The sequence below is a fragment of the Flammeovirgaceae bacterium SG7u.111 genome (genome assembly GCA_034044135.1).
Lineage (GTDB): Bacteria > Bacteroidota > Bacteroidia > Cytophagales > Flammeovirgaceae.
The window spans coordinates 2,464,504-2,489,841 of the sequence record CP139021.1; the positions used below are offsets into that span (position 1 = coordinate 2,464,504).

The following is a 25,338-nucleotide window of genomic DNA, read 5'->3' on the forward strand; positions in this document are numbered from 1 at the left end:
AACAAGAAAAGAATGCTAAAAAGTTATTACGAAATTGGTGGGATAGAGGCCGGATGCGACGAAGCGGGGAGAGGATGTTTAGCTGGACCCGTAGTGGCAGCGGCTGTTATTTTGCCCGAAAACTACGAAAACGAACTGCTTAACGATTCGAAAAAAATAACTAAAAGCCTTCGTGAGTCGCTGAGGGAAGAAATCAAAGAGCATGCGCTGGCTTGGGCAGTGGCGGAAGTGAGCAATGAAGAAATTGATGAAATAAATATCCTGAAAGGGTCTTTTGTGGCCATGCATCGGGCTATTGACCAATTGAAAACTCGTCCTAATCGATTGCTGATAGATGGTAATCGCTTTATTCCTTACCAGTCGGTGAAGCATTTTTGCATAGTAAAAGGCGATGGGAAATATGCTTCGATAGCGGCAGCGTCTATTTTGGCTAAAACCCATCGGGATGATTTGATGGAAAAGCTTGCCAAGGAATACCCAGGGTACGGCTGGGAAAAAAACGCTGGCTACCCAACCAAGGCGCATAGGGAAGGAATAAGGCAATTGGGCACGACTCCTTTCCACCGAATGTCGTTCAAGCTCTTGCCCGAGCAGCTGGAGGTGCCTTTTGGGAAAAAATAAAAATACCTGATAAAGACTCATTTTTTTTGTGGAAATTTGCCCTTGTAAGTGGGCTAGTTGTCCATTTTTAGGTTCAACGATTTATTTTCTATGCTTAAAAATATCAAAATAAAACAGGTGTTGGTTGGTGCGCTATTGCTCTCAATAGTTGCGGGTTGTATGCAAAAAGAGTTCGATAATATTAATATTTTAACGGACGTGCAAGGTGATTTTGCTTTCGGTGCAGAAGGTGAAACTATTCCTGCTGATACGATATTGAGCGTATATGGAGATACTATTTTGGAGGATACCAACTTTTTTGTAGATACACTTAATATTTCGAGAGATGATGTAAATCAAATATTGTCTGATGAAATTATTTTGACAGTGGAGAGCGGAAGTGCAAATCTTCGCTTTTTGCAAGGGGTAGAGGTCTATTTGTTAGATGCCGATGATTTAGAAAATGAGATTCTTATTGGGTTTCAGGATACTATTATTTCTACCGTAGGCAGTAGTTTTGAGTTAGAACTCGAACCGAATGATGTAAAAGACATAATGTTTTTGAGTGAAAATGTAGGGATTAGAACACTGTTTGACTTGAGAAGTTCTGTTTCTACCGAAATTAAAACAAGGGTGAATATAAAATTGAGGGTAGCGGGGGAATTGGAATAGATTGGGTGCTCAAAAAAAGCTGATTGTATTACAGTAAAAAACAGATTTGCCCGTTATACGCTGTAACGTACTCTAATTAGCTTTACCTATAAAATGAAAACCATTTCTTTACGCTTTTTCATCTTACTTTTTCCTTTCTTATTACCAACTTTTGCTTTCTCACAAACCCAACAAGTGATCGACAGCCTTGAACAGGTGCTTGAAAAAGAGCTTGAAGGCAAAGACCGGGTCGATTTGCTCAACACACTTTCCTATAGATATCAGTTTGTAAAACCTATAGAGGCTATAGTAAATGGTACTAAAGCGCTAAAACTCTCAAAAGAAATTGGCTACAAAGAAGGTGAGGCAAATGCTTATTCAATGATTCAGAGTGGGTATTACTACCAAGGAAATGATACAAAAGCATTGGAGTACCTGCTGAAGGCGATAAAAGCTTTTGAAGATATTGAAGATGACACAAGTGTTGCTAGGCACTATTATTACCTTGGTTCTTTCCACAGAAGGCACAAACAAGATAGTCTAGCTCATGCCTATTACGCCCAAGCACTTGCTGTTTATGAGAAGTTGGAAGATGAAAAAGGAATATCTGGAGTACTAAATAGTACGGGAAGGGTTTCCTTTAGGCAAGGTAAATACGATGAAGCGCTTGAGTATTTTCACAAAGCACTGGTGATTAGAGAAAAACTAGGCGTAAAAGCGACCATTGCCTATTCATTGAGCGATATCGGTCGAGTTCAACTTAAAAAAGGAGACCCAAAGGAAGCAGAAAAGTTTTTTAGAAAGTCATTAACCTTGTATAAGGAAACCGAAGACAATAAGGGGATCTCCGAAACTATTGCATTGTTAGGGGAGTCGTTATTAGATCAAAAGAAATACAGCTCCAGTCAAAAATTATTAGCTGAATCCTTGGAGTTAGCCAAAAATGCTGGTTTTAAATCCACTTTGCTTGATATTTATGTACTCTATATCAGACTTTCGGTAGAGACGAATAAATATGCCCAAGCCTATGAGTATCAAGTAGCGATGACGGATCTGGATAAGCAACTGCACGATGAAAGTGCCCAGACTAAAATAGCGTCGATGCAATCTGGTTTTGAGCTGGATAAGAAACAAGCTGAGATAGATTTGCTCAATAAAGATAAAGAACTTAGCGAAAAGGAGTCGAAGCAGAGAATGACCTTTATTGTAGGGTTGTTGGCTAGCTTGTGTATGGTGACGGGCTTAGTAGTGGTTCAGAAAAGGCAAAATGAGCTAAAGAAGAAGGCTAATTCGAAACTGAAAGAGCAAAATGATGAGATCAATTCCAAAAACTCTGAGTTAGAAACTTTGGCAGAAACACTAGCCGAACAGCGAAACCAAATTGAGAAAAACCTTGAGAATATTGAGGTACTAAGTAAAATAGGTCAAGAAATTACTTCACAACTGACCATAGGAGGAATTGTAAAAACAGTCTATGAGCGTATTAATCATTTGTCAGTTTCTTCCTCATTTGCCATTGGCTTATATAATGAGGATAGCAATAATATGACCTTTTTCGGTTTAGAAGATACAAATAAGACTTTGGTGAATTCAGTAGAAGAGTTTGATGCTTCTTCAAGTTTGGCAACATGGAGTTTTGAAAAGCAAGAAGCTATACTTATAGGAGATGTAGAAAGTGAATATCGGCAGTTTATTCCCAAGAAACCAGCGTTCTATCATTCCGAGGAAAGAAATTCTCTTGTTTATGTTCCGCTTACCTTGAAGGATAGGCCAATAGGAGTTTTGACTGTTCAAAACAAAAGGAAAAATGTTTATGGTGAATACGAATTGAATTTCCTTAAAAACATGGCAGTTTATACGACCATCGCATTGATAAATTCTGATGCAGTTGAGGAAATTGAACGACAAAAAGCATTAATCACCAAAAAGAACGATGATATTTTGGCGAGTATGACCTATGCAGGTAGGATACAGTCAACCCTTTTGCCACAGCAGGCAACTATAGAGAAAGTACTTCCAGAAAGCTTTGTGTTGTTCCAGCCTAAGGATATTGTATCAGGAGATTTTTATTGGGTAAGCTCTAAAGAAGATCGAACTTATGTGATTGCTATTGATTGTACAGGGCACGGTGTTCCAGGTGCTATTATGAGTATTTTGGCACACGAAATGGTGAATATTGTGTTGAATATAAGGGGAATAACATCGCCAGAGCTTATTTTGAAAAACTTGCATGTGGAGGTGAGGAACACGCTAAGGCAGTACGAAACGAATAATAGGGAAGGTATGGATATGTCGATATGTGTGGTGGATAAAACAAATAAGCAGCTTGAATTTGCAGGAGCTAAAAACCCTTTGGTTTATATAAAGAATGGAGAATTGACTGAAATTAAAGGGGACAGACTTTCTATAGGTGGGCAGCTAAAACATGACAAAAGGAAATTCACTAAGCACATAGTACCTATTGATGCCCCAACAAGTTTCTATCTGTTCTCGGATGGTTACCAAGACCAGTTTGGTGGGGCTGAGGGGCGGAAGTTCATGGGCAAACAGCTTAAAGCCAAATTGCTTGAAATATGTGACGAGCCTATGGAAGCACAAGGAAAAATCTTAAAAGAAATCCTTGCAGCTTGGCAAGGTGATAAAGAAAAGCAGACTGACGATATTTTAGTAATTGGCGCTAAGGTTTAGCCAAGTTCTAATCCATCAAGAAGTTTGACATACCAATCAATTCCACTTTTGATTTCTGAAAGCAAGATATACTCCTCCGCTGTATGGGATCTGGCTGAATCGCCAGGTCCCATTTTTATAGTGGTGAAAGGCATCAAAGCTTGGTCGGAAAGGGTGGGAGATCCATAATAACTCAAGCCAAGCTCTGTTCCTTTTTTCACAATAGGATGATCGAGTGAAATACCAGAAGAGTTCAAACGGAAGGATCGGGCTTTTACTTCTGATTTCACATTTTCTTTGATGATTTCAAAAACTTCTTGGTTGGAGTATGTTTCCGTAGTACGTACATCTACCACAAACTTGCAACTGGCTGGAACCACATTGTGCTGTGAACCTGCTTCAATTTGGGTTACGCTCATTTTTATTTCACCGAGTACTTCAGATATTTTTGGGAATCGGTAGTTTTTGAACCAAGCAATGTCTTCCATAGCAAGGTAAATACTATTGGTTCCTTCGTTGCGAGCAGCGTGCCCAGCTTTGCCAATTGCCTCTCCATCAATTACCATCAGCCCCTTTTCGGCTATAGCCATTTGCGATTGGGTAGGTTCTCCAACAATGCCAAGGCGTATTTCTCCAAGTTCGGTTAGGATACTTTCTACACCATTTTTTCCTGATACTTCCTCTTCGGCCGTAGCGGCAAAAATGAGGTTATAAGCTTGTTCGGTCTGGGTCAAATGGATAAAAGTGGCAAGGAGTGCCATAAGCGGACCACCTGCATCGTTGCTTCCTAAGCCTGTTAGCGTATCTCCTTCTAGCTTGGCTTGGAACGGGTCGGAAACCCATTTCGGATTGGGTTTGACAGTATCGTGGTGGGAGTTAAGAAGAATGGTAGGAAGTGATTGTCCATTAGAATGGCTGACCCAGACGTTATTGCCGCTTCGTTGAGGGAAAAAGCCTTTGGTTGTTAAAAACTGCTCAATGAGGTCGGCGGTTTTAGACTCATCCCTGCTGATAGAAGGGGTTTCAATCAGTTTCTTCAATAACTCAATTACTTCTTTTTTTAACTCTTCCATATCTCCTTTCTAATTTGGGAGTCAAAGGTAGTAGTCTGGATTTAAATTCTTACAAAAATATCTTCTTCGCCCTGCTATCTTACTCCATTTCCACAACATTTCTTTAAGAGGTTGACTTGTTTATAAAATGTTGTTTTTTTAGGAAAATCTTACAATTTGTGCTTGCCTAAGTTAGGGGATGAGGTACTCCCTAAAATTGGGGATGCCTTGTTTTTGGCAAAATGAAACCAATATAATTGCAGTGTTTTTATAAAATATATAATAATTCTTATCTTTTTGGGTATAATAGGTATAGTTGTTGACTTAAAGCAATCGATATTCTATCAAAAAATTTTGTTAACAAATTGCTTGGGCTTCGTTGAAAAATACAAGTAAAACTCTATAATATCCTAAATATTTGTTAACGAATTGATTTAAAAAGGGCAATATGTTTCTATTTAATACATTCATTTAAGTACATTTAGTTAAATGAATTTTTCACTAACTCTTTCAACAATGCAATTCTAAATTACCAATCAGTTATGAACATCTACACTCAAGAGCTATCACTAATGATCTATCAAAGCGATTACCTCCGGCTAGAATTCATGCCAGAGGAAAAACTAATGAAAATGCAATGGCTAGATCGTAGTTGTAGTATGTCAGACAAAACTTTCAAGCAGGAGTTTTTAAAATATGCTGCTTTGGTGAAAAAACACCGCCCTTCCAAGTTATTGTTCAATACGGGAACGAGCTCATTTACCATCAACCCTAAAATGCAAGCTTGGCTAAACGATAAGGTTTTTCCTGTTACCTATAATGCCGGTCTTAGAACAGTTGCTTTTATCGTGAGCAGGGTATTTATCACTCAGCTATCACTTGAGCAAACGGTAGAGGAAGAACAGGGGAGGGCAAAGCACAAAATGGTGCGCTTTTTTGGAGATATAAACGAAGCTATGGCTTTCTTAAGGTTTAGCTAATAAGATATGATACTTTCAACATTACTCATTTTTCAATTACCAAATAATCCGACTACTTGCTCTCTGATTTAACAGTTCAACCAACATCTGATACCTGCTGAATAACTCCTTTTTGTCCTATCCAGTACTTTCCTCTAACTATTCATCCATTTTTTAAAACTGCTGATCCTTTCGGCAGGAACCATCACCTCAAAAGATGGATCAGGGTGCAAAACTAATTCCAGTTTACTTTTCGAATAGTTCACGACTTCTTTAATAGAGCTAATCATTTACAATAATCTTTCTATTTGCCCTCTAAGTACATGACAAAAATAAACTAATGGCCTTGTCAATAACAGGCCCGATGGCATTCAAAAAGGCCTCGGTGAGCGTATCAAGGCCATACGTAAAAAAGCTGACAGCCCTCCTGCCATGTTTTTTGATGGGGATCTCCCTAACAGACTGGTGCAAGTAGATCCCCACGTTATAAGACCAGGCAAAAGCGATTGCCAAGACCTTGACAAGGGTGTCCAGCCTCTGGTAATCATTGATATGGGTGTCCCCAAGGTTGAAGCCTGCCGATTTGAATGCCCTGAACATGGTCTCTATCTGCCAACGGTTCTTATAGAGCTCCAGGCTCAGGTGGCCGGGGGCAAAAGAGAGTAAGGCCAGGTAATCTATTTTCCCGTCTTGGCCAACATATTTGAGACCGGAGAGATAGATCAGCGTCTTGTCAAGGTAAACAATCTTAGGGTGGAAATACACTTGGTTCAAAGGCTGTGACATCAATAACCAAGAAGCTTTTACCTTTTCCCCATTGGCAAAAGTGATACGCATATTGTTTCTGGCTCTGATAAAAAAACGGATTTGGTGCACACATAAAAAAGCTAGCCAGTCCTGTCCTATAAACTCCCTGTTGGCTGTCAGGTAGTCGATGTTGTCCTCCCCAAAGTGGCGCATGAAACGGTTCAGCAACTCGATACGCTCCGCTTGGGATGAATTGCCCCGTTGTGATAACCTGTCGCCAGACACTTGAAATTCACGTAGCGCACCTTCAGTACCGATATGACCAGATAGCTAATAAAGTGACCCGGGCTTTATTTCCCCCAATTCTTTCCCCAAAACCAATGTTAATTCTTTACTTTTATAAGGGCTTTTTCATCTGTTGTGTTTTTAAGTGTGGTTACTCAAAAATAACAATTTGGTGATCAGTCCTTTATTTTTGTCATGTACTTAGAAAGTGTCAATAAAAACATAAAGAACATGATTCAATTAGACTATTTAGATCACATTGCGATTAGGGTAAAAGATATTCACCGCTCAGCCGACTGGTACGAGAAAGTACTTGGTTTAGAACGATATGAAAAAGAAGAATGGGGTGGAATGCCCATTATGATGTTTGCTGGAAAGTCGGGAATAGCTCTTTTCCCCACCAAAACAGTTGAGCCAAAGAAAATTCCCGAAGGAGATTTTTACCAGACCTCGCACTTTGCCTTCAATGTCCAACGTTCAAAATTTGAGGAAGCAAAGCAGCATTTAAATGATAATGGTGTCACTTTTTACGAGGAAGACCATCACTTTTTTCATTCTATTTATTTCGAAGATTTGGATGGGTATAGGTTGGAAATCACTACGTTGGTAGGAGATGTGGAAAGTTTTTTCTCAAAAAAATAAGAGTTGGGCAACTCTTTTTGCTTGTTTCTAATTTTGAGGATGATTATATTGAAGACAACTCACACATAGAAGCTTTCCTTCTTTTAAAATCATTTGTGTGTCTTCAAATGGTTATGAAAATGAAATCAGCAAAAATATTTTTTGACTAGCACTGACAAAAAGTTAAACTCAGTTGTTATTAAACTGACTAATTTTAGTTATTACAAACTAATGAACCTGCAAACCTAATTCACTCCAATTTGAAAATTATACTTTACTATAAATATAGATTTTTACTGCTCTTTTTGTGCTTTGGAAGTTTTATTTCTAACGGACAGCAGTATGTTATCACGGGAAAGGTAACGGATAGCGATACCGGTGAGGGAATGCCTTTTGTAAATGTCTATTTCCCTGGGAGTAATAAAGGGACTTCTACCAATTTTGAGGGTTATTATAAGTTCGTCAGCCCAACTATTTCCGACAGCTTGGCGGCTTCTTCCATTGGTTATGAAACCAAGTTGAAAGCCCTTTCCCAAAAGTCTGTACAAGAAGTGAACTTTCAGCTCATAGCAGCGGCCACTACACTAAGGGCGGTAGAAATTAGCTCGGATGGCTATGAAAACCCTGCTTGGGAAATCCTCCGTAATGTGGTTGAGAACAAACCTCGAAATGATAAACAACGACTGGAGGCATACGAATACGATAGCTACACCAAAATAGAGGTTGACGTAGATAATATCACAGATAAGTTTCGGGAGAAGAAATTGGTGAAGAAAATTACCAATGTGTTGGACAGTATTCAGCAGCTTGCAGGAGAAGATGGTAAGCCTATCTTACCCATATTTATCTCGGAAACGATTTCTAAAGTTTACTACAAAGAAAACCCTCAGCGAAAGCGTGAAGACATCCTCAAAACCAAGGTTTCGGGTATTGGAGTGACCGATGGCAGCACCATTTCCCAAATTCTAGGTTCTTCTTTCCAAGAGTATAATTTCTACAAAAATTGGATGAACATTGTAGAGAAGGATTTTGTTTCCCCTATCTCCGATTCTTGGAAGTTGTTTTACGAATATGATTTATTGAGCTTCGATGAAAAAGTAGGGGGAGTCAATTGCTATAAAATAAGCTTTGAGCCTAAGCGCCCAGAAGATTTGGCATTTACCGGAACCATGTGGATTACGGATTCGCTCAACCATTATGCCCTAAAGCAGGTTGAGGTGACAGTAAGCAAAGAGGCGAACCTGAACTTTGTGGAGAAAATAAAAATCCAGCAAGAACTTGGTGAATCGGACGAGGAGGCATGGCTGCCTATCAAAACGAGGGTGATAATAGATATTGGGGAGGTAAGGAACGACTGGGCTGGGATGCTTGCCAAATTCTATATTTCCAATGAGAATATTGTAGTGAACCAACCGAAGGAAGCTAAGTTTTATGACCAAGAGATTGTGTTGGATGAGATGGCTTTGGTAAGCGATGATTCCTACTGGAACGAAGCAAGGCATGATCCGCTCAGTGAGGCGGAATTGAATGTGTACCACATGATCGACACCATGAATAACCTGCCAGCGGTGAAGACCTACGTGGATATTGCTAATTTGGCTATAAATGGATATCAGAAGGTCGGGATGGTAGATATAGGTCCTTATCTGTATGTGTACAGCAACAACAACATTGAGGGGCATAGGTTACAGATGGGAATGAAAACCAATATTGGTTTTAGCAGGAAATTTGTTGTAAAAGGGTATGGTGCCTATGGCTTTACCGATAAGAAGTTTAAATACAAGGCAGAGTTTAACTACATCGCCTCGCGGAAACCTTGGACAGTTGTGGGGATTTCTCGCTCGGAAGATATTAACCAAGTCGGGATTTTTAATGATAACCTAAACAATACGGCATTGTTTACGGCTTTTACCTCTTTCGGGAAGTTGAGGCAACCTTTTTTACATCCCATGAACAAGGTTTGGGTACTCACCGAAGTACTTCCAGGATTTCAGCAACGCTTGACGTTTAGACACAGGGACTTTTTGCCCTTATATAAGTTTGAATATTACAAACCTGGAACAGACTTGGTAAGGGAATCTTCTTATACGGTAAGCGAGCTGATTTTTGAAGCCCGACTGGCGATAGGAGAGACCTTTATCCAAAATGACAATGAACGGATTAGCCTTGGTAACGGCAACCGGCCCGTGCTTACTCTCCGCTATACCTACGGAATGGACGGCGTGCTCAACAGCGATTTTGGGTACCACCGCTTCGATGGAAGTATATCACAGTCTTTTCGAGTTGGGGCATTGGGTAGGCTGCAGTACGATTTGGCAGGGGGATATATCCCTAGTTCCGTGCCGTATCCATTGCTCGAAACCCACTTGGGCAACGAAAGTATCTTTCTGAATGGGGCATCTTTTAACATGATGGACTACTTTGAGTTTGTTAGTGATAAATACACTTCATTGGGGCTAATCCATAGGTTCGATGGGTTGTTGCTCAACCGTATTCCCCTCATGAGGAAGCTCAACTGGCGGGTATTTGTGCAGGGAAAAGCGCTTTGGGGCAGCGTAAGGCAAGATAATATCGATATCATCCCCTCAACCGATGAGTTAGGAAATCCAGTTCCCAGACCTACCAAAGCCCTTGACATAGAGCCCTACATGGAAGTAGGCTACGGCATTGAAAACATCTTCCGACTTATCCGAGTGGACTTCCTGCATAGGCTCAATTATTTGGATAGGGAAACCAGCCATTTCGCCATCAAAGTCTCTACACAGTTTAGGTTGTAGGCGTGGTTTTATTTGACAGAGAAACGTCGTGGTCGTTTTTTTACGCCCACGACGCTAGAGCTACTAGAAACAGAGCTGGTTTCTTATCACTCACGTTCGTTGGGCGACTTATAATGTTATTATTCAGACTTAGTGCCTTATTGAGGATAGGTGACCAATCGATGGGGGGCTTGGGAAAAGACCCCGTCGTTCTACAACGATGAGTCTTATTTTTTAATGGCATTAAATTCAAAATTAAAGGAATACATGCCCACTACTTCCTTGTCTTTAGTTATCATTTCTTGTAGAAATCCAGAAATGCTTTGCTTCCCTTCTTTTTGAGGTATTACCTCGTAAAAGGCAGTAAGTGAATCGGAAACAACTTCAAAATCGGTTGAAACCAAATTCTTGTCTTTATCTAATTCGCCAACTTCTACTCTTATAAAAGAATCTTCAAACCCTGGATGGACAAGCGTAATTGCAAAGCTATACCTTTCCCCAACAATATATTCATCAACTTCGGGCTGGGGTTTAACTTCAATGGTTAAGAAACTGCCTTCAAGGTCTCCATTTTCCGTTAATAGCTTTGAATAAAGAACCTTTCCTTTATCATACAAGATTTCAATTCGAAGTTTTCCATCTGGGAAATATTCATAGTAATAACCTTCATATTGACCTTTTTCGTTGAAATTAAATTTTGCAGAAAGTTTACCGTTTTTGAAGTATTTTCTAAAAGTGCCAATAGGTACATCATTTTTATAGATCCCTTCTACCCTTAAATTACCATTAGGAAAAAACTCTTTTGATAATCCATCTTTTACCCCATATACCCAATTAGAAGTTAGTTGCAGTTGCCTATCATCATAATATTGATATAGAGTCCCATGTCTTTTTCCCTCTTCCAAAGGAACACGAAATAATAGGTTTCCATTGTCATGATAAGCTTTTTCTTCATTTTGGAACATATTGCAGTTAGCTAAGCTCAATATGACCAAGTAAATAAAACCATGTTTAACGTATTTAATTCGATCTATAACTAATTTTCTCATTGTTTTTATGAATGTGTAATTCTTGTCTTTTCAAAGAATGCCAAATTTAAAGACAAAAACTCGCAACCCAGAATCTTTCCAAAACAAAGGACAGGACTAGTAGCTTATATGTATATTGACCTCGTATAGAATATACACCAATAAATTACTAGCACATGCAACCTATAGCACCTTACCAACCAACACACAAAATCCGGATCGTTACCGCAGCGTCCTTGTTTGATGGACATGATGTTTCCATCAACCTTATGCGGAGGATAATGCAAGCCTCTGGCGCCGAAGTGATCCATTTGGGGCACAACCGCTCCGTGAAAGAAATTGTAGAATGCGCCATTCAGGAAGATGTCCAAGCCATTGCCATTACCTCGTACCAAGGGGGGCATTTGGAGTTTTTCAAATATGCTTACGACCTTCTTCAAGAGAATGATTGCGGGCATATCAAGCTTTTTGGAGGCGGAGGTGGAACTATCCATCCCCAAGAAATAGAGGAACTTCATCAATACGGTATCACCAAGATCTTTTCCCCAGATGACGGGAGGGAACTAGGCTTGCAAGGGATGATAAATGTAGTATTAGAGCAAAGTGATTTCCCTACAATCACAAGCTTCAATCAGGGAGCTTTTCCAACTAAAGAAAACAAAAAAGAGATAGCCAAACTCCTGACTGCCATTGAAAACGAGGTGGATGGAGCGGCGAGTTTACTAAGAGCATCCTTCAATGAAAAGGGCAAATCAACTGTGCCCGTCTTGGGTATTACGGGAACGGGCGGAGCGGGGAAATCGAGCCTGACCGATGAGCTTATCCGTCGCTTTTTGGTTGCCCATCCTAGCTTGTCGGTAGCGATCGTTTCCGTGGACCCTACCCGCAAAAAGTCGGGCGGGGCATTGCTGGGCGACCGCATCCGAATGAATGCCATCAACAATGAGCGGGTGTTTATGCGCTCGATGGCTACCCGCCAAGCAAATTTTTCCCTTTCCAAATATGTGAAAGAAGCCCTTGATGTTTTCAAGATTGCGGGCTACGATTTGGTGATTTTGGAATCTTCGGGCATTGGGCAGTCCGACTCGGAAATAACCGAGTTTGTGGACGTGAGCTTGTATGTGATGACTCCAGAATTTGGTGCGCCCTCACAGTTGGAGAAAATAGATATGCTCGATTTTGCCGACGTAGTAGCCATCAACAAGTTTGATAAGCAGGGGAGCTTAGATGCCCTCCGAGATGTGCGCAAGCAGTACCAACGCAACCGTCAATTGTGGGATCAGCCTACGGAGAAAATGCCCGTATTCGGCACGGTGGCTTCCCAGTTTTACGACGAAGGCACGGACAGGCTCTTTGCCCATTTGTCGGGTTTGCTAGGTTTAGAAAAGTTGGAAACTTCGTCGTTTGCCCAAGCAGAAAAGTTGAGCAAGTCTGTTATTATTCCTTCCGATAGGGTGCGCTACCTTTCCGAAATCAGCAAAACCGTGCGGGATTACAACAAGGACGTGGAAGAGAAAAGCAAAACGGCTTCTTCGCTTTATGCCCTACAAAAAACGGCTGCGGAATTTGAAAATGAAGCTTTGGTTAAAACAGCGATTGAGCAAAAGTTTGATGCTTTAAAATCGGGGCTAGCCCCGAAGGAATTGGAGGATTTGGAAAGCTGGAGTGCCTTCAAAGATGCGTATGAGAAGGGCGTATTTTCTTACCAAGTACGAGGGAAGGATATCAAGGTAGAAACAACGAGCAACTCTTTGGCAGGGCTGCCTATCCGAAAGGTGAGCTTGCCCAAATACAAGGATTGGGGCGATTTGCTAAAGTGGCAAAAGCAGGAAAATGTACCGGGTGTATTTCCCTACACCGCTGGCGTGTTTCCCTTCAAGCGGAAGGGTGAAGATCCTGCCCGCATGTTTGCAGGAGAAGGCGGCCCTGAGCGAACTAACAAGCGCTTCCATTACGTATCGGAAGGCTTGCCCGCTAAGCGACTCTCCACCGCCTTCGATTCGGTCACGCTCTATGGGAAAGATCCCGATTTGCGACCTGATATCTATGGGAAAATAGGCAACTCTGGTGTAAGCATCGCCAGCCTCGACGATGCCAAAAAGCTCTATTCGGGCTTCAATTTGGCTGACCCAAGTACCTCCGTTTCCATGACCATCAATGGCCCAGCCGCAGCTATTTGTGCCTACTTCATGAACGTGGCTATTGACCAGCAATGCGAGTTGTACATAAAAGAGAATAGCTTGGAAAAAGAGGTGAAGCAGAAGATGATTTCTATCTTTAGCAGGCGGAAAGCCGACCAGCCTATGTACCAAGCCGAGTTACCCGAAAACCACAACAAATTGGGCTTGATGTTGCTCGGGGTAACGGGCGATCAGGTTTTGCCTAAAGAGACTTATGAAAAAATAAAAGCCGATACCCTCCGAGCGGTGAGGGGAACGGTGCAAGCCGATATTTTGAAAGAAGACCAAGCGCAAAATACCTGCATTTTTTCCACAGGTTTTTCCCTTCGCCTCATGGGCGATATGCAGCAATATTTTATCCAACATAAAATCAAAAACTTTTACTCCGTCTCCATCTCTGGCTATCATATAGCCGAGGCGGGTGCGAACCCCATCACCCAGTTGGCATTTACCCTTGCCAATGGATTCACTTACGTGGAATATTACCTGAGCAGGGGCATGGATATAGATGATTTTGCACCCAATTTGTCCTTCTTCTTTTCCAATGGGATCGACCCTGAGTATGCGGTGATAGGAAGGGTTGCCCGAAGGATTTGGGCGAAAGCCATGAAGCTGCTCTACGGGGCAAGCGATCGTTCGCAAAAGCTCAAGTACCACATCCAAACTTCGGGAAGGTCGCTCCATGCACAGGAAATCGACTTTAATGATATCCGAACTACTTTGCAAGCGCTCTATGCCATTTACGACAATTGTAACTCCTTGCATACCAATGCTTACGACGAGGCTATCACTACGCCTACGGAAGAATCGGTACGCAGGGCGCTGGCTATCCAGCTCATCATAAACAAGGAACTAGGGCTTGCCAAAAACCAGAATCCTTTGCAAGGCTCATTTGTGATAGAAGAATTGACCGAACTGGTAGAAGAAGCCGTGATGGCGGAATTTGACAGGCTCACCGAAAGGGGAGGGGTGATAGGCGCAATGGAAGCCATGTACCAGCGCTCCCGCATCCAAGAAGAGTCCATGTATTATGAGCATTTGAAACACAACGGTGATTATCCCATCATCGGGGTGAATACCTTCTTGTCCTCCAAAGGCTCGCCGACCATCATTCCCCAAGAAGTGATCCGCTCTACGGAAGAGGAGAAAAACCGACAAGTACACAACTGCCAGCATTTGAAAACTATTTATAAAGAAGAGGCAAAAAGTCAATTAGCAAAATTACAAACCGCAGCCACTAGTGGAGGCAACGTATTTGAAGCTCTCATGGAAGCGATCAAGGTTTGTACTCTTGGGCAACTCACCGATGCCCTCTTCGCTGTAGGCGGGCAGTACAGGAGGAATATGTAGTTTGGTGTGGATGTGTTCTGATTTAGGTATTGTCCCGGTCTCTTTAAGCGACCGGGACAGTTAAAGGGTGTCAATTTTTACAGTAATCCTTCATATTCATTTACAGAGCCGTTATCTAAGCAGCATTCAATAATCTTTCTTCCTACTGGGTTGAGGTAGTCGAGTAAGTACTGATTAAGCTCCGATTTGAAGAAGTCGTGAAGTTGCTTAGCTCCTATATCGTAAGCTTCACCTCCAACTTCCTCTTGCAAGTCTACTCTCAAAAGCTCTTTTGGTATGTACTTGCCTTCTAAGCGCATGCTGTTCATATGGTAACCTAATAGGCTGCATCTTGCTTCGCTTATTTGTTCTTTAGAGAAGTTAGCGTTCCCTTTTCTGGCAAGGTACTCACGAGTGACCCACTGAGGCATAAAACCTGTCTTATAAGCCCCTATATGTTGGTTAGGAATAAGTATATGTTTAACCTCAGTAGTACGCTGGATTTGTTCTAATATTAAGTTGGCTTGGGTTACCCTTCTGCCTGCAGTAAATGGCCAGTAACTACCTACACCTTCACTAGTAAGGCCTTTACTGTCTGTAATACTTGGGTTAGCATGCCCGCGAGGAGCTACGAGTCTCCACAGCCAAGCTAAAGCAGGAGGTAAGATATGCATCATGCCCACAATGCCGTAGGTTGGGTGTTCTTTGGTGCAGGGAGGAGTCCGAATTCCCATGCTTCGGATATCTACATCCACCGATCCATTATACACTCCCGGAAACGAATCTCTTGGGACAATAACCCGTGGATTAGGACATGGTTTGCCAGGTTCGTCTTCTATATGATCCCAGATCAATGCCGTTCCACCAGGTACTGCATTGATATTTAAGAACAATAAGGGTGTTTTGGGTTGTGCAGTGATACGTTCCAATACAATATCAGTTCCGTATGTTTTCAAGTGATCCACACGTACAAACCAACCACTTTCGGCATCCTTCAAATGAAGCTTACCATTATTCTCTTTAGAATCGTCGTTATAGCACAAAGCCATATCGTCTGTCACCGCTTGCAACTCACATGTCCTTTGTAATTCCAACGTCGGACGATCGTTCCTCAAAATACTTTCTCCTAGCAAAAGGCTTCCGTCCACCTGCCTGTGGGGCTGTTGCAAGATTTCACTTTTGCCACCACCGCTGGCGCCTTCGTGCATGATGGTAACCACATTGTCGTAGGGGGTAACTACCCTGACTGTGGCGCAATGGGCAGTGATCCATCGCTCTAAGTTGCCTAAGTGAATCAGCATTCCATAGACTCCTTTTTTTGCACTTGGCCCCGGGTAAAGGTTGTAAGAAAACATCTCGTATTGGTTTTCCTGCCTTTCGTGTACCACTATTTGTTTTCCATCAAAATGGGTATGCCTGAAAGGTGGTGCTACATAGATAGCTACTTTAGGGTCAAAGCCTTCGGGCAGATTCTCGGCGTCTACAATACCTTGTAGCAAGGCTAGGCCTAAGCCAAAGAACCCGGCGTTTGCAGGAATGACCGCCACGCCGTCGTATCCAATGCCTGGTTGTCCAGCGTGGAAATAGAACATGGCCAGATCTTGTTTCTCTAGCCAGTCGAATGTTTCTTGTTTTAAGGATTCGAAACCGTAACCAAATCTACTTTCAAATCTTTCTTTGTCAGTAGGGTATTCATCGGCAATGACCATGCTATTAGGATCCCTTCTTCTTAGGTAGGTATCGGGGTAGTTGGCCGCTATTCCATTTTTAACCTTGACTACTTCGGCTTCCAAATAGTTCCGACCATCGGGTAAGTCATAGGCTACTTTTTGCACCTGGCTTTCGTCCCCAGGAATTGCAAGTTTTGCTAGTTCATCGACAGAGGAGGCAATGGTCATGCTTTTCGCATTTTCCATCAGGCTGTCAATTCGCTCTTTGATTTTGAGTGCTTTTTTTTCTTTCATGATCTGGTGCATCTTCATTTTTTAAATACCTAATGCAAATCAAAAGATCATTGTGGTGAACTGTAAGTCAATTTCTTAGGGTTTGGTTATGACTTTTGTCATAACCTTTATGGGACTGCAAAATGGGCTCGTTACCGATCCTGCTTACCTAAAAATTGCTGCTGGTATGATAGTGAACTGAAATAATTGTGATTTTTGTTATTAAAATTATTGATGAAGATGTAAGGAGGTGAAACTCGATCTTCAGGACTTGCGCCACATACAGTGTCATTCTGCACTTGATGCGGACGGCTAGTTGCAGAATCTCCTTCTTATACACCAGTAGGCATTGCGGAACTTCTCCTTTTTCGGAGTGGAACATATCGGAGTCGTTTCAGACGCCTTCGACGATAGGAAGGTCGATAAACGTCGGGGGCGGTGGAAAACGCCCCCGACGGAATGAGTTGTTTGAGGTGGAGAAAAGTGGAAGTAAGTTTAGCCATGCCTCAATAATATTTATATGTGGCGCAAGTCGCTATTTTATTCAACAAATAGGTAGGATGATTTTTTGACTTTATTCACCATCAAGAAGAGCACCCACCGAGTCTTGTACTTCCTTCAACTGTATCACCAGCTCGTCGTACCTATCGTAAGCATCTTTGCCGGGTAGTTGATCTGCTCTATTGATCATACTATTCAAATAGGATATTTGAGCAGTGAGTTTGGGTTGCATATAAATGCCCTTTGCTGTTTGCAGTTTAGTAAGCGTTTCTTTTAATACTTTTAATTTAGCTTCATCTTCGGTCTTCTTAATAGCTTTTTCCACGGAATTCTCAAGCTTTCTTGATGATTCCAGTAAGGACAAAACCTTTGCTTGTAGCTCAGCTTGTTTGGTTAAATCATCTAGGGTTACGCCCATATCTTTTATTCTTGGGTCGATTAAAAGCTCGAACTCCTGAGTACCACTCCATTCTCCAAGAGTGAGCGTTGCTGTATACTTTCCGGGTAGTACTATCGATCCATTTTTATATCGCCTGCTAGCTGCTTTATGCCATGGACCTGTACTCCTAAAATCCCACGCAAATCGATTCATGCCTTTTTTGGTCGATAGACTTTTACTTGTGATAAATCTTATATCTTCCGTAGCCATATCTCGAATCACCTTTGCTTTCTCTACTAGTTTAGTCGTATCGCTAACGATGTGATACACTACTTTTCCTTTTTCATCCTTTATTTCCAGTCGGATAGGTTGATCAGCTTTTTCTGATAGATAATAGTCAATCTTTACCGAGGGTCTTGGATAGGTTGGTGTTTCACTTCCCCATGAGCCGGCAGGCGAGCGGTAGCGAACTGTGTTTTTAGGTTTGAACAACATATGCTGTTCAACGCCCTCGGGCGTATACTGCCTAAGTGTAGAGATATTTTCCAATATCCAAAAGCCCCTTCCCATGGTACTTAGCACGATATCGTCTCTGTGAATCTTGAGATCGGTAATGGGTGTTAAGGGCAGGTTTTGTTGGAAAGGTTTCCACTGCTTTCCATCGTCGAAAGAGACGAACATACCATATTCAGTACCTGCAAACAATAGCCCCTCTTTTTCTGGGTCTTCTCGCATTACCCTAGTAGGAAAATCCGCTGGAATACCATTCTCTCCATTAGTCAGTAGCTCCCATGACTTACCATAGTTGGTCGTTTTATAAATATAGGGTTTGGGATCTCCCAACTGGTTTCTTAATACGCTTATGTATGCCTTTGCTGGGTTGTGTGGCGAAGGTTCTACCGCATCCACTCTTCCTCCTTTAGGAAGCCCTTTCGGGGTGACATTCGTCCATGTTTTTCCACCATCTTGCGTAACGTGAACCGGTCCATCGTTTGCGCCTACCCAAATGACACCTTGCTTAGCGGGTGATTCCCGAATGGCATAGATGGTACTGTAAAACTCCTCGCCTGTTATATCACGGGTGATAGGTGCTCCGGAGATCACTTGCTTATCGTCTTCAAAAGCGGTTAGGTCTGGTGAAATGGTCTCCCAAGTTTTGCCCTCGTCGGTGGTTTTGTGCAGAAACTGGCTGCAATGGTAAACTATGGAAGGATCGTGGGGTGATACATGAATAGGTGACACCCGTTGAAAGCGGTACTTGAGGTCTTTCGGGTTGTGCCCATACATATTGGAAGCGCCCACATAGTACTGCATTTCAGTCCCTGTTTCTTTATTGTATACTCCAAACCGACCTTTGCAATTCGCATAAACAATGTTGTGATTGCCCGGCTTAGGTACGGCAGGCCCTGTTTCGCATCCACCTGTATTAATGATATAGCCTGTTCCAGGTTGTTGTAGCCCGTAGGGAGCTTGTGTGGGAACTGCAATAGTACTGTAGTTGTCCTGCTGCCCACCATATACCCAATAAGGGTACTGATCGTCTACTTCTACCTGATAAATTTCGGCAGTAGGCTGGTTAAATTGGCTAGACCAAGACTTGCCACCGTTCAACGTGACATTGGCGCCACCATCATTGGCCTGAATGAAAATATCAGGATTGTCAGGGTTCATCCACATATCGTGGTTATCCCCATGCGGAGAGGAAACACGCTTCCAGTTCTTGCCTCCATCTTCAGATTTATAATAGCCTGTAGCCAAAGAATAGACGACATCGGGATTTTTAGGATTAACCCGTAAGTTGGTGTAATAAAACGGTCGGGTACGAATGCCGTTATGACTGGAAACTTGCTTGAAGGATTCTCCTTGATCAATAGATTTGTATAATCCTCCTTTATCATCTGGCGCTTCTACCAAGGCGTAGACCAATTTAGAATCAGCATTTGTTACCGCTAGGTCGATCTTACCAATCAGCTCATTGGGCAAGCCTTTCGTGATTTTATCCCAGCTCTTTCCTCCATCCACTGACTTATAAATTCCTCCTTCGGCAGGAGTGCCCCCACTGATGATTGACCAAGGCTTGCGCTCGGCTTTCCATGCGGTGGCAAATAACACTTCTGGGTTAGAAGGCAAGAATTCGATATCGTAAATCCCTGTTTGGTCAGAGATTGACAATACTTTCTCCCACGTTTTCCCTCCGTTAACCGTTTTATACACGCCACGCTCTGGGCTAGACTGGAACACCTTGCCAATGGCCGCTACATATACGATATTATGGTTGTCAGGGTGGATTCTCACCGCACCAATTTGCCCGACTTCAAATAATCCAATATAACTCCAGTTTTCCCCACCGTCAATCGACTTGTACATACCTCGCCCTTCAATCACATTGCTTCGCAAGCCGTCGCTGCCTGTGCCTACATAAACAATATTAGGGTCGTTTTGCGCTACTTCAATGGCACCAATGGAAGGGGTGGAAAAGAAGCCGTCTGAAACGTTCTTCCAAGTAATACCATAATCATCGGTTTTCCAGACACCTCCGCCGGTAGCCCCCAAGTAGAAGGTGGAAGGAGCTGTTTTTACACCCGCAACGGCAGTTACTCTCCCTCCACGGTAAGGCCCCAAGTCTCGGTATTTTAATACACCAAAATCTTGGGCAATAGCGGAAGTAATAAGTAGAAATGAAAATAAAAGGATTAAAATACGTGACATAAAATTTGTGTGGTTTGATTCAATAATGGTTGTTGTAGCCTTAAAGTAAGGGGTTTCTATTTGAAAATGGAAAGATTTTGTGTGGGGCGGTGCGGTTTTGAGGAAAATAGGGGGGAGGTAGGCTAGACTGTACTATAATAGAAGAGTAGTTTTTTGCTTTCACTTGTAGCCTTGTTTGAGCCGAGCGGACGCTCGGCCCAGAGGGGTTATCAATTTTAAAATTCTATTCAATCAATAAACGCTTCATCTGAACATCGGTTGCGAAATGTTTGCCAACGATTAGCTAAGCACAGTCGGCTTAGCCTTTCAAATATCTCAAAAGTACCTGGTCCAGATGCCCTTTGCAAGTAACTACGTAAGCCGATTGGGCTTAGCGCCTGTTATAAAACTCATTTAGTGAAACAGTTTAAGAAGATTTAAGCCGAAGTTAGCCATTGGGATACTTTTACTTATGTTAGTGATTGTTTGTTTTCTACTCCTGGATTTCAAGAACTTCTCAATTGAGTCAATTACCTGTTTTTTGTCAATGGAAGCACGGTGTGTGACAATCTCAGTACTTAATCGACTCCACTCGTCGTAGTAAGGTTGATCATCCCCTTTTTTTGTTCGATGAATATCAAGTGCTCTTACAGCTTGATATAGATCTGGATAGTTCTTTTCTATGTTAGCAATAATATGTCTCAATTCTTGAACAATACTCTCAGCGCTCAAGGAAGAGACATTCCATATCAAAAAGTTATCGGGTTCATGAAGGCTTGGAAAAAATGCTATACATGGTAGTTGTGACGTTGAAATCCCACAGAAACGAGCGAATTGAATGACCCCTTTGGCTTGCTTTTCCTTAAAATCATCTACTTCCTCACTGTAGTTTTTTTGAGACTTCTTATCAGAGGCTTTATAGATGCCAGTTTCAAATAACCGACTCATCTGATTTCCAAATAATTCACCGCTTTTGTAGTCAGATTTATCCACTTCTATTTTTGAACTCAGTAAAGTAATATACTCTGAAGTCAGCTCATCAATTTCCGGAAAGTAAGAGTAGATTTTGGGGATAACCTCTGAATCAGAAGGTGTAGCTAGTATTACTGCATAAAGGATTGTAAGTTCATCCGAAACACCCATTGAGTTCAAAAATGCTTCTTGAAAACTTACAAATTCCGGGAGAGGTTGAATATAGTGCATTAGCGAGTGTTTTATAACATTTGTATAAAAGGACAATTCCTTTTATTTTCATTATACATATACCGCAAGTTAACTTACAAATCCAAGTTGTCCAAGGGGCTAACAATGTTTTCGAGTGCTTTTTTGCTGATATGTGTATATATTTCGGTAGTCTTTGGAGAGCCATGCCCTAATAGGGCCTGTATATACCTAAGATCTGTCCCCCGTTCCAGCAAATGGGTGGCAAAGCTGTGCCTGAGCATGTGTGTGGGGGGGGGGGGCATTTTTTGGGCTATCCCTGCTTTACAGTGAGTTCTAGAATTAAAAAATATCCCGTAGGGATTACATAATTGTAGAAACAGATAAATAAAATAGAAACAACCCCGTGAGGGGTTACATAAAGTGTTCAAATTATACCACAAGGCCTACTCAAAAAATTCAAAAAGATACCTGTCATCAAACTTAACCTCAAACTTTTTCAAGAAGCTAATGTATTCTTGCTTGAAACTAAATTTCTTGTGGTGCTCTTCTTGGTTTTGAATATATTGGTACACCTTGTCTAAATCTGATTTGCTGTAAGAAAATGCCCCATACCCTTCTTGCCAAGCAAATTTTCCCACAAACCATTTTTGTTCATTTATAAATAAAGAAGAACTTCTTTTGAGGTCTCTCACGGTGTCAGAAATAGCATGTGTTGGGTTCAGCCCTAGCAAAATATGGACATGGTCGGGCATTCCGTTGATGAGGATGCATTTGTGTCTCTTGTTGTTCAAATGTGCTGCCATATAGGGATAAAGCGTATCACGATGGGGTTTATGCAATAGCCCATTTCTATTTTTTACGGCAAAGATGAGCTGGATAATGAGTTGGGAAAATGTTCCTGCTGCCATAGGTTCTCTTTTTTTCCAATTTACAGAGAAGATTGTTCGTTTCCAACATCTTATGCAAAACCATACGGCGTTGTTTGTTTTTTGAAATGATGTGCTACAATTGTGTAACCCCTTACGGGGTAACTGGCAAAAATGACATCATCTCAAAAAACCGATGGCCTTGCTCCAAGCGAGGCCATCGATGAAATAAAGCTGCTAACCCTTCCCTTCTCAGCAACCTTCGCCTTATTACACACAAGCTCTTCTAGTCTGAGTATCTGCTCAGACTAGACAGTACACTTATAGTAAGGCGCACTATAGGTTTATAACTCTTGATCGTCTACTCAATTGGTGATAGTTTTTATCCGAATATTTCAACATTTACTGTTACTGAAGCATCTTCTGAATATCTAATTGTTACTTGACTATAATTTTTTGCAGAATCATTTGATAATTCAAAATGAAAAGGCTTAGGAGTTCCTTTCATTGGTCCGTTACCCGATTTAATAATCAATTCTAAAACTAAAATTGAAGAGTTAATTCCTTGCGGTGTAACAACTGAAATCTCAACGATGTCATCAGTCCTGTAAGTCATAATCGAACCATGCACATAGAGAGTAGCTGGTTTTTCTTTAAGATTTAATATGGCATTCGCAGTTATATTTCTCATCTTTCTATTTTTCAAGTGTTTATTTTAATTCAATTTTTATTTGTCCATTACCTCTTACAGACCCTAAATTGATGATCGAAGGTCTGTCCAACTGCACTTCGGGTGTATCAATATCGAACCTTAATTGTGCAGGTAAAATTGCTCTACAAGGATCGTTCTCACTTAAGTCAACTAAATTAAAATTGTATTGAGGCGGAAAGCTCTCAAGTGATAATCCATCCCATTCTAATGAGAAAAGGTGGGAGAAACATCCTCCACCGTAATTTATATCTACAACTAGCTGTTTTGATGGCTCATCGAAGCTTGCCCCTTTTATAATTAAGAAATTTGATTGCTCAGCCGTAAAGCTTTCAACCTTTTTTACTTTTAGTTGAATAGTTTCATAATCAGCCTGGTCAGGTTCTAATGTTGGTTGTGTTATTCTTACACCGTTTGCTTCTGCATTTCCAGTCCAAGGGGCATCTATTACGAACGGCATCATCATATCTGCACCGAAAACTGAGATAGGAATAACTTCAAGGGTATAGCCCCAAATACCGTCTTCAGGCTCTTTGATATAAATATGCTCGTTTAACCTTACTTCCAAATTAGTTCTTGAAAGTTGGCCTGTTATTACCACTCTTCCATCGGTAGTAATATCAATATGCTGAATATAAGCTCTCATGTTAAATTATTTTAAGTTAAAAAGGTTTCTGTTTATCAAATTACCGCCAACACTATTTTAACAAGATAATTCCTGCTCCACAGTAGCTATTATTTCCCATTAATGATGACTGCATTTAGCCTACTAAATTTTAAAGGACTAACAATGTTTTCAAACCTATTTTATTGACAATGTACGGCTCTTAAATTCCCATTCATTGTAAAAATCGGACAATAACCAACAGCCGTAAAAAAACTAACTAAGTAGTTAAGCTATTTCAATAGTTTTAGGTGTAAATAAAATGACCTATCAATTCTTTATTTTCTCGACATCTTTCGCCTTATTACCCGCAAGCTGTTTAGGCTCGGGAGTGAGGGTGTAGATGGCTTTGAATTCTTTGAACCATTCGTAGAACTCTTTTTCGAGCGCCACCCGGTTGCTGGTGGCTCGGACAGGTTCTTTGTTTTTTTGAAATGGTGCTTTCTACAATTGTGTAACCTCTTACGGGGCTAATCTTGTAGGGGTTTTGAAAAAAAGAATCCTGTTAGGGATTCCACAATTGTAGATAGAGGGAATTTGTTTAAAAACAACCCTGTCAAGGGTTGCACAAATCATTTTTGCTCCATTTTTTGCAACACCTACGGCGTTGTGCCACATCCAAGCTTCCAATTGCTACAATTTTGAAACCCATACTGGGTTTGCTTTCAATGATTTGAAAACCCCTACAAAATTAGCTTCGGGGTAGGGAGTTAAAGTAATACCTTCAAAAAAACCGATGGCCTCGCTCCAAGCGAGGCCATCGATGAAAGTTAGAGCAAGCATTGAAGAAAATACCCTGAAACAAGTTCAGGGTGGCTCGATTGGGGAGTATAACAAAAAAAGGACTGCTCAACGCAGCCCTTATTGGTATTGTAATCCACATCAATTGGCTAGGTGGTAGCAACTGGCTTTACTTTGCTATAGGCGCGGATGATTCGCTTGGCTTTGGAGTGCCACTTTTCTAGTTCATTTGCTTTGCGCATGAGGGTTTCCTTAGCTTCTTTTCGTTCCTCTTCGGCAAGGGTCTGGATGCGCTTGAGGTCGAGCATATCGGCATGGAGTTTTAGCCCTGCTTCCAAATGTGCTTTGCTAATGCCTCTTGTACCCATTTCTTTTAGGTAGTTGGCATTGCTTAATATACCTTCGTAAAGTACCTTGACCTGTATTTTCATTTCGTCGAAGACAGTATCTCTTATCCCATTGAGGTCGAGCGTACTATAAGCTTCCCTATTGTCTTCAAAATGCACATAGGCTATTTCTTTTATAGGTGCATAATGTTCCTTTAATTGCTCCATGGCAAAGTTAAAGGCATCGGTGGCACTATAGCGCCTGCCTTTGGCTACTGTGCTGATTTGCCTTAGCTCCACTACTTCTTTGTGGAGTTTGGCTACTCTTTCAATTTCCTTTTTAGGATAACCTGCCGAAGCTGCTAGCTCCAAATCGCTTGGCTTAGCCAACATAAGGTCGATGTATTTTCCAATACTATCGACTTTCTTTTTGTCGTAATAGTCCATTTTTTTAAATGTTAAGTCTTGAAATTAATTTGAAA

At 41.5% G+C, this 25,338-nt stretch carries 20 protein-coding genes; 7 read left to right on the forward strand and 13 right to left on the reverse strand.

From position 1 onward, the window contains the following. Positions 1-12: 12 nt before the first annotated feature. The 3 genes from R9C00_09620 (at position 13) to R9C00_09630 (ending at position 3,939) form a co-directional block, all read left to right on the forward strand. Complete coding sequence (locus R9C00_09620) at positions 13-621, forward strand: ribonuclease HII (GenBank protein WPO37708.1); 609 nt, start codon at positions 13-15, stop codon at positions 619-621. Positions 622-711: 90 nt separating this feature from the next. Then, complete coding sequence (locus tag R9C00_09625) at positions 712-1,272, forward strand: hypothetical protein (protein ID WPO37709.1); 561 nt, start codon at positions 712-714, stop codon at positions 1,270-1,272. A gap of 93 nt (positions 1,273-1,365) precedes the next feature. Then, on the forward strand, positions 1,366-3,939 hold the full coding sequence (locus R9C00_09630; GenBank protein WPO37710.1) for a tetratricopeptide repeat protein: 2,574 nt from the start codon (positions 1,366-1,368) through the stop codon (positions 3,937-3,939). On the opposite strand, the gene R9C00_09635 is transcribed toward R9C00_09630, so the two are convergent. Further along, the gene (locus R9C00_09635; GenBank protein WPO37711.1) at positions 3,936-4,991 is read right to left on the reverse strand and encodes a M20 family metallo-hydrolase; all 1,056 of its coding nucleotides are present in this window, start codon (positions 4,989-4,991) and stop codon (positions 3,936-3,938) included. The two genes, R9C00_09630 and R9C00_09635, sit on opposite strands and share 4 nt — an antisense overlap. Positions 4,992-5,512: 521 nt before the next feature. On the opposite strand from R9C00_09635, the gene R9C00_09640 reads away from it, so the two are divergent. Next, positions 5,513-5,950, forward strand: coding sequence for a hypothetical protein (locus R9C00_09640; GenBank protein ID WPO37712.1), 438 nt, complete (start codon positions 5,513-5,515; stop codon positions 5,948-5,950). A gap of 134 nt (positions 5,951-6,084) precedes the next feature. Here the strand turns inward: R9C00_09640 and R9C00_09645 are convergent, their stop codons facing one another. After that, positions 6,085-6,219: a hypothetical protein gene (locus tag R9C00_09645; protein ID WPO37713.1), complete on the reverse strand. Its 135-nt coding sequence runs from the start codon at positions 6,217-6,219 to the stop codon at positions 6,085-6,087. A 25-nt stretch (positions 6,220-6,244) separates the two neighbouring features. Further along, on the reverse strand, positions 6,245-6,961 hold the full coding sequence (locus tag R9C00_09650) for a transposase (protein ID WPO37714.1): 717 nt from the start codon (positions 6,959-6,961) through the stop codon (positions 6,245-6,247). Between the two features lie 231 nt (positions 6,962-7,192). On the opposite strand from R9C00_09650, the gene R9C00_09655 reads away from it, so the two are divergent. Together R9C00_09655 and R9C00_09660 are read left to right on the forward strand one after the other, a co-directional pair. Then, positions 7,193-7,603: a VOC family protein gene (locus tag R9C00_09655; GenBank protein WPO37715.1), complete on the forward strand. Its 411-nt coding sequence runs from the start codon at positions 7,193-7,195 to the stop codon at positions 7,601-7,603. Between the two features lie 239 nt (positions 7,604-7,842). Then, positions 7,843-10,359 (forward strand): DUF5686 family protein, encoded by a 2,517-nt coding sequence (locus R9C00_09660; protein ID WPO37716.1) that lies wholly within the window; start codon positions 7,843-7,845, stop codon positions 10,357-10,359. A gap of 206 nt (positions 10,360-10,565) precedes the next feature. Here R9C00_09660 and R9C00_09665 read toward each other — a convergent pair whose 3' ends face one another. Then, entirely contained in the window at positions 10,566-11,387 is an 822-nt protein-coding gene (locus R9C00_09665; protein WPO37717.1) for a hypothetical protein, read from the reverse strand. A 155-nt stretch (positions 11,388-11,542) separates the two neighbouring features. Between R9C00_09665 and R9C00_09670 the strand changes: the two genes are divergently transcribed. Continuing rightward, positions 11,543-14,896, forward strand: coding sequence for a methylmalonyl-CoA mutase family protein (locus tag R9C00_09670; GenBank protein WPO37718.1), 3,354 nt, complete (start codon positions 11,543-11,545; stop codon positions 14,894-14,896). Positions 14,897-14,973: 77 nt separating this feature from the next. On the opposite strand, the gene R9C00_09675 is transcribed toward R9C00_09670, so the two are convergent. The 9 genes from R9C00_09675 to R9C00_09715 form a co-directional block, all read right to left on the reverse strand. Continuing rightward, complete coding sequence (locus R9C00_09675) at positions 14,974-16,857, reverse strand: DUF4914 family protein (GenBank protein WPO37719.1); 1,884 nt, start codon at positions 16,855-16,857, stop codon at positions 14,974-14,976. A gap of 535 nt (positions 16,858-17,392) precedes the next feature. After that, positions 17,393-20,407: a hypothetical protein gene (locus R9C00_09680; GenBank protein WPO37720.1), complete on the reverse strand. Its 3,015-nt coding sequence runs from the start codon at positions 20,405-20,407 to the stop codon at positions 17,393-17,395. Between the two features lie 393 nt (positions 20,408-20,800). Then, positions 20,801-21,589, reverse strand: a complete 789-nt coding sequence (locus R9C00_09685; protein WPO37721.1) for a hypothetical protein — start codon at positions 21,587-21,589, stop codon at positions 20,801-20,803. A gap of 74 nt (positions 21,590-21,663) precedes the next feature. Further along, a complete protein-coding gene (locus R9C00_09690; protein ID WPO37722.1) occupies positions 21,664-21,990 on the reverse strand; it encodes a tyrosine-type recombinase/integrase in 327 nt (108 codons plus the stop codon). A gap of 3 nt (positions 21,991-21,993) precedes the next feature. Then, complete coding sequence (tnpA, locus tag R9C00_09695; protein WPO37723.1) at positions 21,994-22,458, reverse strand: IS200/IS605 family transposase; 465 nt, start codon at positions 22,456-22,458, stop codon at positions 21,994-21,996. Positions 22,459-22,798: 340 nt separating this feature from the next. Beyond that, positions 22,799-23,107 carry a hypothetical protein gene (locus R9C00_09700; protein WPO37724.1) on the reverse strand — a complete coding sequence of 103 codons (309 nt, stop codon included), beginning with the start codon at positions 23,105-23,107 and terminating at the stop codon, positions 22,799-22,801. A gap of 19 nt (positions 23,108-23,126) precedes the next feature. Continuing rightward, positions 23,127-23,771 (reverse strand): hypothetical protein, encoded by a 645-nt coding sequence (locus tag R9C00_09705; protein WPO37725.1) that lies wholly within the window; start codon positions 23,769-23,771, stop codon positions 23,127-23,129. A 288-nt stretch (positions 23,772-24,059) separates the two neighbouring features. Beyond that, positions 24,060-24,182, reverse strand: coding sequence for a hypothetical protein (locus tag R9C00_09710; protein WPO37726.1), 123 nt, complete (start codon positions 24,180-24,182; stop codon positions 24,060-24,062). Between the two features lie 497 nt (positions 24,183-24,679). After that, entirely contained in the window at positions 24,680-25,303 is a 624-nt protein-coding gene (locus R9C00_09715) for a hypothetical protein (GenBank protein WPO37727.1), read from the reverse strand. Positions 25,304-25,338 lie beyond the last annotated feature (35 nt).